Origin of the sequence: Peribacillus frigoritolerans, assembly GCF_004358755.1 — a bacterium.
In the GTDB taxonomy this organism is placed as follows: Bacteria; Bacillota; Bacilli; order Bacillales; family Bacillaceae; genus Bacillus_P.
Genome location: NZ_SMZY01000003.1, coordinates 594,760 through 606,612, shown reverse-complemented (window position 1 = coordinate 606,612; position 11,853 = coordinate 594,760). Strand labels below are relative to the sequence as shown.

Sequence of the window (11,853 nt, the reverse complement as noted above, 5' to 3'; positions counted from 1 at the left end):
CAATGGATATGGAAACCTTGCTCAGCTATAAATGGAGTGTCATGACACCGGAGTTCATCATCCTCGGGACGGCGCTGCTGCTGTCGATTATGGATCTTTTCATGAAAGAAGGAAACAGTCGAAAATGGCTCGGATGGATTGGCTTTGCCGGCATTGCCGGCGCCATAGTAAGTCTTGCTTTCATGATTGGCGCAAAAGATACAGTGATACTTTATGATACTTTTGTCCTGGATTCCTTTGCAAAAGCGTTCAAATTCATTTTACTGCTTGGAGCAGCGCTTATTTTCTTGCTGTCCATAGACTATGAACCGCGCGAAGGATTAAAGGAGCGGGGAGAATTTTATTACTTGCTGCTCGCTGCGCTTCTTGGAGCGATGATGATGGCATCAAGCCGGGATTTAATTACTTTATTTGTCGGCCTTGAGCTGCTGTCCATTTCTTCCTATATACTGGCGGGCTTGCGCAAAAAAAATCTAAAATCAAACGAATCAGCTTTAAAATATGTGATTAATGGCGGGATCTCAACGGCCATTACGCTATTCGGGATGAGCTATATTTACGGTCTGACGGGTACGACAAGCCTGACAGAAATGATACCGCAGCTGAACGCCTTAACAGAGTCAGGCTATCTCTACATGGCAGGAATTTCGTTTCTGCTTGTTTTTGTCGGATTATCGTTTAAAATCGCAACGGTCCCTTTTCACATGTGGGCACCGGATGTGTACGAGGGAGCGCCGACACCTGTCACAGCTTTTCTGAGCGCTGTTTCTAAAACAGCCGGGTTTATTATCATCCTAAGGTTGTGCTTGTCTGTCTTCGGCAACATTCCAGATGAAGATGGCATGCAGTCGATACTGGTTGTCTATCAAGGCTTTATTGCCATTTTAGCTGCGATCACGATGATTGTAGGGAATACGGTCGCCTTAAGGCAGAAGAACATCAAACGTCTGCTTGCCTATTCATCCATTGCACATGCCGGCTATGTGCTTGTCGGGTTCGTGTCATTCGGCGGCTACTTTTACTTTGACGCCATCTGGTTCTACTTATTATCATACGTCATCATGAATCTTGGCGCTTTTGCGATTGTGCAGGCAGTAGGAAGAAAAACAGGTACAGAAGATGTTACAGCCTTTGCGGGCTTGTATCACCGTTCTCCGCTTGCGGCAATCGCCGTCTCTATCTTCATCTTATCGCTTGCCGGACTTCCAGGAACGGCAGGCTTTATCGGGAAAATCACGATTTTCATGAATGCATTCACAAACAGCACGCCGCACATCGTTCTTGCTTCAATTATGATTGCGACAACTGTTGTCTCGTACTTTTATTACTTCGGCATCCTCACCCAGGTCTTTTTCAGGAAAAAAGAAACCGAGGAGCCGTTTAAATGGAGTGCACCGCTTTTAATCGTGACGGTCATCTGCATGATTGCAACCGTTCTGCTTGGAATTTTCCCTGGAGCGGCATTTGATTTTCTGAATTTGAATATTTCATAAATTTGCCACTAATCTTTACAAAAAATCCATCAATGTGAGTGCAAAATTTTATATAATAGAAGAGGTGTAAAAGCCTCTTCTTTTTTTGTTTGTCGTAAAAAGTGCTATGCTTGCTCTAAGAATAGCTGCATATAGGAGTTGTTAAACCTATGCTTGATTTTAATCAGCAAGCATTGCTTGGCCTTTTGTCACATCTTGTATTCATTCCGGTTACTTGGTGGGCACTGCAGGCGCTGCATATTGAAAAAGCCATGAAAAAAGGAAAAGTCATGCAAGCGCGTGCGCTGCTGATCCTGCTGACGATCGCCATCTCAGGCGCTGTAAGCAACTTTTTTCTTGATTATTTAATATGGTCCCGCCAGCTGCCTTTTTTATTTTAACGAACTTTTCAGTCAGCAAAAGGCATCTGCTTTTTTAAAGGAATAATAAATTGTTTTGCGCATCTGTGTCCAGCTACAGCGCCTAGCTCCTCGGCCAGAACGGCTCCGCCAGTAAAGGCAAAAAGCACCTTTTCTGTCGGACCCTTATCTGTTTGTCGGATCTGACCAAGGCGCTTCCGCTTTTCTTATTTGTACGTTTAACTAATAAAGAACAGGGGAATATGACCTACAGATTACCACAGGACAGCATGAGCTTGTCTAACAATGACGACTTTTTCCACGTATACGCCCTTCTCAAACGGTAACAATGTTACTAAGGAGAGGACGTGGGTTACGATGAAGAAAGTCAGTCTGGCAATTATTATCTTTTTATTATTTCTTACAGGTACGGTTGTTGCCCAAGCTATTGGGTCGGACAAGAAAGAAGCTGAAATTGGAACGATTGTAGAAGGCATGGAAGCACAGGGGATTGATGTAAAAAAGTGGTCGATGTATTCCAAAAAAATGATTTCCGCTGAGGAACAATCTTTTGAAGAATTAACGAAACTTTTACAAACTCAATTTCGTCATTATAAGTGGTCGAATGAACGTGCGGATGGCAAGCTACATAAAGCATCGGGAATCTTTTTTAACGAAAAGACGGGATTTACAGAAAAGCTTCAAATTCAGTCAACCGACACAAACGGCCAAAAACAATCGTATATCTTGTATGAGCTCAGCGGGGAAGGTTCAGGGAAAAATTGGACGCAGCTATATGAGTATGCGCAAGCTCATAGTTTCGACATTTTTCATGAAAATCCTACAATTTTCACTTGTGTAAATGGACAGCTTGATGATAAGATGAGTAGTGTTTTGCAATTGGAAGTCAATGGTTTGCTTAAACAATTTAACGCGGTGCCAGTTGAACAGCTTAAAGAAGAATCGTTCATCTCAGTATCCGCACGTACGTCAGATTGGGATCAGCTGATTCCAACAGATGAAGGCAGCATGAATATTCAAATTGCGCTCAGAGGCGCAGGATTGGGCGGTAATACTAGCGTTACAGTAGGAACACCAATCATAACGTCTGAATATTAATATATAGAAATTGGGACGCGGAGGGGAAGACCTTGGAAAAAATCATCGTCCGCGGCGGTCGTAAGTTAAACGGTACTGTTAAAGTAGAAGGTGCTAAAAATGCCGTTTTACCAGTAATCGCTGCATCTTTATTAGCCAGTGAACAAAAAAGCATAATTTGTGATGTGCCTACGCTCTCCGATGTGTATACAATCAATGAAGTGCTGCGCCATTTAGGTGCAGAAGTACACTTTGAAAATAACCAAGTGTTTGTAGATGCATCTAAAGAGCTAAATATGGAAGCTCCTTTCGAATATGTACGCAAAATGCGTGCTTCTGTTTTAGTTATGGGTCCATTACTTGCCAGAAATGGCCGTGCACGAGTGGCATTGCCAGGCGGCTGTGCGATTGGATCACGTCCAATTGATCAACATTTAAAAGGCTTCGAAGCAATGGGAGCTACTATCAAAGTTGGGAACGGATTTATCGACGCTGAAGTCTCTGGAAGACTGCGCGGGGCAAAAATCTATTTAGATTTCCCAAGCGTTGGAGCAACTGAAAATATTATCATGGCTGCAGCTCTTGCAGAAGGCACGACTATCTTAGAGAACGTAGCAAAAGAACCGGAAATCGTTGACCTTGCCAATTACATTAATGCAATGGGCGGCAAAGTACGCGGAGCCGGAACAGGCACAATTCGCATTGAAGGTGTAGAAACACTTAAAGGCGTTAAGCATCATATCATTCCTGACCGCATTGAAGCTGGAACTTTTATGGTTGCAGCAGCTATTACAGGCGGAAATGTATTGGTTCGCGGTGCTGTACCGGAACACTTGACTTCTTTGATCGCAAAAATGGAAGAAATGGGCGTTCAAATTTCTGAAGAAGAAGACGGACTTCGTGTCATCGGACCAGAAAAACTGAAATCCATCGACATCAAAACAATGCCACATCCTGGCTTCCCGACAGACATGCAATCTCAAATGATGGCATTGCTGCTGAGAGCTGAAGGCACTTCCATGATCACGGAAACTGTTTTCGAAAACCGCTTCATGCACGTGGAAGAATTCCGCCGCATGAATGGGGATATTAAAATTGAGGGCCGTTCAGTTATCATCAATGGTCCAGTTAATATGCAAGGTGCAGAAGTGGCAGCAACAGACTTGCGCGCTGGAGCAGCACTTGTTCTTGCAGGTTTAGTTGCAGACGGCTACACTCGTGTAACAGAGCTTAAGCACGTTGACCGCGGATACGTTGACTTCCACGGCAAACTTGCTGGAATCGGTGCTGATATCGAACGCATCACTGAAGAGAGCACTGTTAAATCCGAGCAGGCTGTAAGCGACATGAACGCATAAAATACGTACATCTAAAGAAGTTGGAGTCCTCGGATTCCAGCTTCTTTTTTTGTTTTTTGAAAAGAAAAATACTTTATTAGTGTTGCTATTTCTGCGATGATTTATACACCAATAACCATATTTTTTGCATAAACTAAACAGGGAATGACAACGATGAATGCAAAGGAGGATTTTATGAAATTCATCACAGCCTCGTTGTTCATCGTCTTGTTTTCATTGTTTTCGTTTACGGATAACTTGCCTGCTCTGCTGGCAGGAAACGATGTTGGCTTGAGCATACAGAAAAAGCCCGATTTTTCCGACTTGCTCATCTATCACGATATAGCTATATATAGTAAGTTTTATCTCTTAGTGAAATTTGGGCACGCCCTTTTCTTTTTTATTTTTACGATCGTCATGACGTTCATGTACAGAATGCGTACAGCGATTGTTTGCTCCTTGATCCTCGCTGCATCATCAGAGTTCCTCCAGCTGTATACAATGCGAAGCGGCAGGATTGTTGATATGATTTATGACCTGACAGGAGCATTAGCAGGAATTATTCTGGTTAAACTCCTTTCAGCTTATTCAAAACACGTGCAAATTGTCGAAGGAAATCGGCAGAAAATGTAGAAATAGACAGTGGAAGCAAAAGGGAATTCTTCAGATTAAAGAGTTTTTCAGTCATAAATGGTTGTCCACCTCCATAGTATTGAGTAGAGACGGTAAACGACATATCGGATATGGAGGCTCTTAGATGAAATCTTTGAAACCAATACTTTTAGTTCTTGCCGGATTATTTCTCATCATATTAATGATCCCAACCCTGTTAGTCGCCCCTTTTATGAATCAGACCAAGGGTGAGCTATCAGAAGACCTTCAAGCCAAAAAGGATGAACAAGTCATGCTGGCCAAATCAATCATTGATGTACCCGTGTACCGCAGCGGTTCAGAAAAAATCGAAAACATTCCATTAGAAGAATACGTCATCGGTGTTGTTGCCTCAGAGATGCCTGCAGATTTTGAAGACGAAGCGCTGAAAGCCCAGGCACTGGCAGCCCGGACTTATATCGTAAAACAATTAATGAGTGAACAAACGATAAGTGTCCCAAATGGTGCAGTCGTCAGTGACACAACGGCTCATCAGGTGTTTAAAAGTGATGCCGAACTGAAAAAGCAGTGGGGCAAGGACTATGATTGGAAAATCAAAAAGGTGTACAATGCAGTCGCCACTACACAAGGTCAAATCTTAACATATGAAAACAAACCAATTGAAGCCTCCTTTTTCTCCACCAGCAACGGCTACACCGAAAACTCAGAGGAATATTGGGCAGCATCCCTGCCTTATTTAAAGAGCGTTGAAAGTCCATGGGACGAAAAATCACCAAAATACTATGACCGAATCGCCATAAAAGTGAGCGATTTCGAGAAAAAACTTGGAGTAACACTCGATTCAGACGGTGAAGTAGGCAAAGTCATTGAACGAACCTCAGGCAAACGAGTAGCCCAAGTTGACATCAACGGCAAAAAACTGAACGGCCGAGAAATCCGTGAAAAGCTGGGCCTTCGCTCAAGCGATTTCACCTGGCAGCTTAAAGGCGATCAAGTTCTCATCACCACAAAAGGCTTTGGCCACGGCGTCGGCATGAGCCAATACGGAGCCAACTTCATGGCCCAGGACGGAAAAAAATACAAAGACATCGTCAGCTACTATTACCAGGGAGCACAAGTGGCGAATGTCGAACCGTTTGTTACGCAGTTTACGGCACGGAATTAAAAGGGGAGCGCAGGGGATTTTTGCCTGCGCTTTTTTTTGTCCTTTTTTTTGTCCTTTTTTAGGAGGTACTTGGAAAAAGTGAAGTATTTCTTTCAAATTGGAAAGTATTTTCCTGATTTTCGACAGTAAGAATGACGTTTTGGAAAGTATTGCTTGCTGGTTTGGAAACAATACTTTCTTTTTTTCTGATACCACCTATATTGTATTGAGAGACCTGACTCAAACTTTTTTCCGGCTCGTAACCTTTATTTCTGCACTGAATAAAGGCTTTTTCTACTTGCACTTGGCTAATTAGGTTTTATCTTATAATCATGATGGCATCTGACTTTAATTTGGACCTTGAGATTCCAGGTCATTTGTTCTTACTTTCATAAACGGGACTTTTACTTGCCGGAATGCCTTTTTTACTAGCGAGAATCGGGGAAATACTTGCCGGTTTGGAGACAATACTTTCTTTTTTCTAGATACCTCCTAAATTGTATCGGCAGACCTGACTCAAACTTCTTTCCGAATCGTAACCTTTATTTCTGAGCTAAATAAAGGCTCTTTCTACTTGCACTTGGCTAATTAGGTTTTATCTTTTGATCATGATGGTATCTGACTTTAATTTGAACCTTGAGATTCCGGGTCACTCGTTCTTACTTTCTAAAAGGGGACTTTTATTTGTCGGAATGCCTTTTTTACTAGCGAGAATCGGGTGACGTACTAAAATGTAATTCAACACAAAAACGAGCTTGAAGTCGCCCAAGCTCGTTATTTCTTTATTCTACTACTCTCTTCCCCACAATCACCAAATCACGTTCAATCCCGTCAAGTTCAGCAACACGGGGCATGTTAGCCCACTGCTCAAAGCCGAAGCGTTTGAAGAGGCGCAGGCTGGCTTCATTATGGCCGAAAACAAAGCCGAGAAGCGTTTTAATCCTAAGCTGCGGGCAAGCATCAATCGCCGACTGCATGAACGTGGTGCCGATTCCTTTGCCGCGTACGTTTTGATCAATGTAAATGCTGACCTCTGCTGTATATTGATAGGCAGCTCTGCCGTAGAAGGATTCAAAGCTCAGCCAGGCGACAATCTGATCGCCGTCCTCCATGACCCAAAGCGGACGCTGATCTGTGTGCTGATGAAACCATCCTTCACGTTCTGCAACGGTAACAGGAGTTAAGTCTGCAGTTACGGCTCTGCTTTCAATTGTTGAGTTGTAAATCTCTACGATGGCAGGTAGGTCGCCGATCACGGCTTTTCGAATAGGTAAACTCATAGCTGATCACTCCGCATCATTTAACTTTTGAAAAATAGACGTAATAAACGAAGGACGCTTTTTGAAATACGTAACCTTCATCATATAGAAAGACACAAGTACACCAATCGTATCCTTCACTAAATCAATCACTGTAGCAGAACGGTACGGAACAAAGTATTGATGAATTTCATCTGTTGCCCCATATAAAATAGATACCCCGGCTGCAAGAATACTTGCTTTCACGGTCCAGCTTTGATGAGCAGCAAACGCCAGGGCAATCAGCCAATAGAGAATGCCGAATTCAATCAAGTGAAGCGATTCCTTCATTAAGCGGTCAAATGAAAAAGGGGTATTGATAATCGCATCTGCCGGCATGCTTGATAGAATCCAGATGAGAATCATATAAAGAATGGGTGCCAGAGTCAGCATCCATTTAGAGAAAGATTTCTTCATGATCGTACTCCTTCAGGTTGCTGATGGAACATAGTATACCATGACTGAAATGAATTTTTTAGAATCCATACATAATTTTATAAAGGGAAGCAGAAAATAAGTTTTTAACTTTTTTTGATAGAGGTGTATATATTTTCAGAATTTTGTTCAGAATGATTGCTGAGGTGATGATAGAATGAGAGAGGAAGAAACTAAACGTACTTCTCAAAACTCGAAAATGCAACAATTCTTCAGAAAGCGTTGGGTATTCCCAGCAATCTACTTAGTAAGTGCAGCATTGATTTTGACAGCCGTGTTATGGTATCAGGGTTTAGGCAATGGAGATTCAGCAAATGATCCGATTGACCAAGGAACATCTTATCAAGATGAGCCAACGCAAGAAGTGAACTCAGCTGTAGAAAACTTCGCAATGCCTGCAGCTGATTCAGACGCAGTATCTGTTATCCGCAAGTTCTATGAAAAAGATGCATCAGCAGCAGAGCAAGAAGCAGCACTCGTTTCCTATAATAATACGTACGAGCCTAGCAAAGGAATTGACTTGGCAAGAGAAGATGGTCAGGAATTCGAAGTTGCAGCTTCACTAAGCGGAACTGTTACGAAAGCTGAAAAAGATCCATTACTTGGAAATGTCATTGAAATCGAGCACGCAGATGGTGTAACAACTGTTTACCAATCTCTAGCAACTATGTTAGTTGCAGCTGGTGACGAAGTTGAGCAAAACGAAATCATCGGACAAGCTGGACAAAGCCTGATCCAAGAAGAAGATGGCGTACATGTTCACTTTGAAATCCGCAAAGACGGCACGGCAGTGAATCCATTAGACTTCATGGACAAACCTCTTACTTCATTAAACGACGTGAATGTTGAAAAAGAAGCGCCTGTTAAAGAAGAAGAGCCGGCTAAAGAAGAAGAGCCAGCTAAAGAAGATGAAAAAGGTGCTGAAGAAGAAAAGGGCACTGCAGAAGAAAAAGAAGACGCTGAAAAAGGCACTGAAGACGAAAAAGGTGCTGAAGAAGACAAAGAAAAAGAAGATGCTGGTAAAGAAGGCAAAGAGAAAGGCAATTCTGAAGAAAACCAATCTCAAGCTGCAGACAGCACAAAAAGCGCTTAATAAGCATCACAATATAGATTGTCTATCCAATAGGGATAGACTATTTTTTTTGAGAGATAAGAAAGTATAAAATTTTGTGCTTCGATGTCTAGCTCCATCGCCCAACTCCTCGGCCAGAACGAATCCGCCAGTAAAGGCAAAAAGCGCCTTTTCTGTCGGATGCTTATCTGTCTGTCGGAGCTAAACGGGCGATTCCGCTTTTCTTACCGAATATCGACAAATTTCTTGGGAAATATCTGAGGGAGTAAAAATCAAGCGGCATATATTCTAGTGGGAATGTTTAACTGATGCGCTTTTGAACAAGTTCAAGAACATCTCTATTTTCGGCAGTAACTTTGGAAAGCTGCTTAAATCCGCTTCTAAGCTCGATCGTGACATTTCCGATGCTGCCTTGCAGCATTTCGTACTGATAAGCCGTTTCTCCCCGGTGTTGCTTCTGCCCGCTTTCAAGACTCTCAGTTCTTGTTTCCATGCGATCCATTCTTGTTTCAAGCTTGTCCATACGGTTTTCGAGTTTATCCATGCTGAGTTCGAGGGTATCCATGCGATTTTCGAGCTTATCCATGCGATTTTCCAGCTTATCCATCTTTTCGTCAAGCCGATCTAATCTGTGATGAACCTTATCAAACTGGGTGTTCATTTGATCCATGAATTTTAATAAAAGTTGTTCCATATTTGATTCACCTCCTAAAATTTAGTTTACCACAGCATGTCTTTTAAGTGTGATTCCGCCATTTTATAAAAAAATTCGCACAAATCCCTTGTCCCTCTTGACTTTTTAGCATATATCTTCACCCAAGCTAATAAAATGTTACAAACCTAACAAAGAGAGTGTATGAGGTGAGGGATCGTGAATATTTTTCGTAAACGCAGCAATGGTGCTATTATACATTCAGCTAAGCGGAAAATGGCTGCTGTAACTAAGTATGCGAGTCTCATTTCACACTTCTCACATCCATTTTAGGGAGGTCGAGTGGTGTGCACGATTACATCAAAGAACGTACTATCAAGATTGGAAAGTATATCGTGGAGACGAGGAAAACTGTTCGCGTGATTGCGAAGGAATTTGGCGTTTCTAAAAGTACTGTCCATAAAGATTTGACTGAAAGACTGCCTGAAATCAATCCAGAGCTTGCGAATGAAGTGAAAGAAATCCTTGATTATCATAAATCGATACGCCATTTAAGAGGCGGGGAAGCGACGAAGCTTAAGTATCGGAAGGAGGATATCCTTCAAGAAGAACCAGTAAAATAAAGAAGGTAAATGTCTTTTTTGAGAGATAAGAAAGAATTAAATGTTCTGTCTAGCACCAACGCTCAGGCAGAGCGGCCAGATAAGGATCCGCAAGTATGGGCAAAACGCGCCTTTACTGGCGGATCCTTATCTGTTGTGCCTGGGCTGAACTGTCCAGCTCCGCCTCCTGCCCCCTCGGCCATAACGAAATCCTCCAATTAATTTGGAAACCCCATGAATTAATTCAGAAACCCTATGAATTAACTCCAAAACCCCTCCAATTAAATTGAAAACCCCATCAATTCGGGATTGACTCCTCGATCTGACCGATCGGTTCCGCATATCTTGGTGTCTAGCTCCTCCTCCTAGCCCCTCGGCCAGAACAAATCCGTCAGCAAAGGCAAAAAGCGCCTTCACTGGCTGATCCTTATCTGTCTGTCGGAGGTAAACGGGCGATTCCGCTTTTCTATTGTCCAGCTCCGCCTCCTAGCCCCTCGGCCAGAACAAATCCGTCAGCAAAGGCAAAAATCGCCTTCACTGCCGGATTCTTATCTGTCTGTCGGGGCTGAACAGTCGGCTCCGCTTTTCTATGATTCGACAAATCCCAACATGAAATTTTACAATTTCATACTTTTTTTAGTAATTTATGATACAATATGAAATTAGGGCACAAAGTAGGAATTGCTGGGATCAGATTGCAAGGAGGATATGGAAAGAATGTTTGCAAGGGATATAGGAATTGACCTTGGTACTGCAAATGTACTAATTCACGTAAAAGGTAAAGGCATCGTTTTAAACGAGCCATCTGTAGTTGCACTTAATAAGAACACGGGCAAGGTTCTTGCTGTTGGAGAAGAAGCAAGAAGAATGGTAGGACGTACTCCTGGGAATATTGTTGCGATTCGTCCTTTAAAAGACGGAGTCATCGCTGATTTTGAAGTAACAGAAGCAATGCTCAAGCATTTCATCAACAAACTGAATGTAAAGGGATTATTGACGAAACCGCGGATGCTCATCTGCTGTCCGACGAATATCACCTCTGTTGAGCAAAAAGCTATTAGAGAAGCTGCTGAAAAAAGCGGCGGAAAACACGTTTATCTTGAAGAAGAACCAAAGGTCGCTGCAATTGGCGCCGGCATGGACATTTTTCAGCCAAGCGGAAATATGGTAGTAGATATTGGCGGTGGAACGACAGATGTTGCAGTCCTTTCAATGGGTGATATTGTCACTGCCTCTTCTATTAAGATGGCTGGGGACAAGTTCGATATGGAGATCCTGAATTACATCAAAAAAGAGTACAAGCTCTTAATTGGTGAACGTACGGCTGAGGATATTAAAGTGCAAGTAGCGACAGTGTTCCCAGGCGCACGCAACGAAGAAATCGCCATTCGCGGCAGAGACATGGTATCAGGCCTGCCTCGTACCATTACCGTTAATTCTGAAGAAGTAGAAGGCGCACTGCGTGAATCAGTAGCCCTCATCGTTCAAACTGCAAAAAGCGTACTCGAGCGCACTCCACCTGAACTTTCTGCGGACATCATTGACCGCGGCATTATCTTAACAGGCGGCGGAGCCCTCCTGAACGGCCTTGATCAGTTAATGGCAGAAGAATTAAAGGTTCCTGTCTTAATCGCAGAAAACCCAATGGACTGTGTAGCAATCGGCACAGGCATCATGCTTGATAACGTCGATCGCCTTAATAGACGCAAGTTTGGATAATAATATGGAAAAAACATCAGTTTTGGACTGGTGTTTTTTTCTTTCTATAAACC

12 protein-coding genes are annotated in these 11,853 nt (G+C 42.7%); 9 read left to right on the top strand and 3 right to left on the bottom strand.

All coding sequences use genetic code 11. The features are described from left to right. The first annotated feature begins 2 nt into the window (after positions 1-2). The 6 genes from nuoN to spoIID all read left to right on the top strand — a co-directional run bounded on the left by nuoN (position 3) and on the right by spoIID (position 6,043). On the top strand, positions 3-1,493 hold the full coding sequence (gene nuoN / locus E2R53_RS16435; RefSeq protein ID WP_133312804.1) for an NADH-quinone oxidoreductase subunit NuoN: 1,491 nt from the start codon (positions 3-5) through the stop codon (positions 1,491-1,493). Between the two features lie 149 nt (positions 1,494-1,642). Then, positions 1,643-1,873 (top strand): DUF1146 family protein, encoded by a 231-nt coding sequence (locus tag E2R53_RS16430; RefSeq protein WP_070875390.1) that lies wholly within the window; start codon positions 1,643-1,645, stop codon positions 1,871-1,873. 336 nt (positions 1,874-2,209) lie between these two features. Continuing rightward, positions 2,210-2,950, top strand: a complete 741-nt coding sequence (locus E2R53_RS16425; protein ID WP_165971019.1) for a YwmB family TATA-box binding protein — start codon at positions 2,210-2,212, stop codon at positions 2,948-2,950. Positions 2,951-2,982: 32 nt separating this feature from the next. Then, positions 2,983-4,287, top strand: coding sequence for a UDP-N-acetylglucosamine 1-carboxyvinyltransferase (gene murA / locus E2R53_RS16420; protein WP_070875388.1), 1,305 nt, complete (start codon positions 2,983-2,985; stop codon positions 4,285-4,287). Positions 4,288-4,461: 174 nt separating this feature from the next. Further along, positions 4,462-4,899, top strand: a complete 438-nt coding sequence (locus E2R53_RS16415) for a VanZ family protein (RefSeq protein ID WP_165971018.1) — start codon at positions 4,462-4,464, stop codon at positions 4,897-4,899. 124 nt (positions 4,900-5,023) lie between these two features. Beyond that, positions 5,024-6,043: a stage II sporulation protein D gene (spoIID, locus tag E2R53_RS16410; RefSeq protein ID WP_133312801.1), complete on the top strand. Its 1,020-nt coding sequence runs from the start codon at positions 5,024-5,026 to the stop codon at positions 6,041-6,043. Between the two features lie 761 nt (positions 6,044-6,804). On the opposite strand, the gene E2R53_RS16405 is transcribed toward spoIID, so the two are convergent. After that, positions 6,805-7,302: a GNAT family N-acetyltransferase gene (locus tag E2R53_RS16405; protein ID WP_133312800.1), complete on the bottom strand. Its 498-nt coding sequence runs from the start codon at positions 7,300-7,302 to the stop codon at positions 6,805-6,807. 6 nt (positions 7,303-7,308) lie between these two features. Then, positions 7,309-7,737, bottom strand: coding sequence for a VanZ family protein (locus tag E2R53_RS16400; protein ID WP_133312799.1), 429 nt, complete (start codon positions 7,735-7,737; stop codon positions 7,309-7,311). 175 nt (positions 7,738-7,912) lie between these two features. On the opposite strand from E2R53_RS16400, the gene E2R53_RS16395 reads away from it, so the two are divergent. Beyond that, the gene (locus E2R53_RS16395) at positions 7,913-8,848 is read left to right on the top strand and encodes a peptidoglycan DD-metalloendopeptidase family protein (protein WP_133312798.1); all 936 of its coding nucleotides are present in this window, start codon (positions 7,913-7,915) and stop codon (positions 8,846-8,848) included. A gap of 280 nt (positions 8,849-9,128) precedes the next feature. Here the strand turns inward: E2R53_RS16395 and E2R53_RS16390 are convergent, their stop codons facing one another. Continuing rightward, positions 9,129-9,521 (bottom strand): coiled-coil domain-containing protein, encoded by a 393-nt coding sequence (locus E2R53_RS16390; RefSeq protein ID WP_133312797.1) that lies wholly within the window; start codon positions 9,519-9,521, stop codon positions 9,129-9,131. A 305-nt stretch (positions 9,522-9,826) separates the two neighbouring features. Here E2R53_RS16390 and spoIIID point away from each other — a divergent pair, with 305 nt between their 5' ends. Further along, positions 9,827-10,102, top strand: coding sequence for a sporulation transcriptional regulator SpoIIID (gene spoIIID / locus E2R53_RS16385; protein WP_070875369.1), 276 nt, complete (start codon positions 9,827-9,829; stop codon positions 10,100-10,102). 696 nt (positions 10,103-10,798) lie between these two features. Then, positions 10,799-11,800, top strand: coding sequence for a rod shape-determining protein (locus tag E2R53_RS16380; RefSeq protein WP_133313090.1), 1,002 nt, complete (start codon positions 10,799-10,801; stop codon positions 11,798-11,800). Positions 11,801-11,853: the final 53 nt, after the last annotated feature.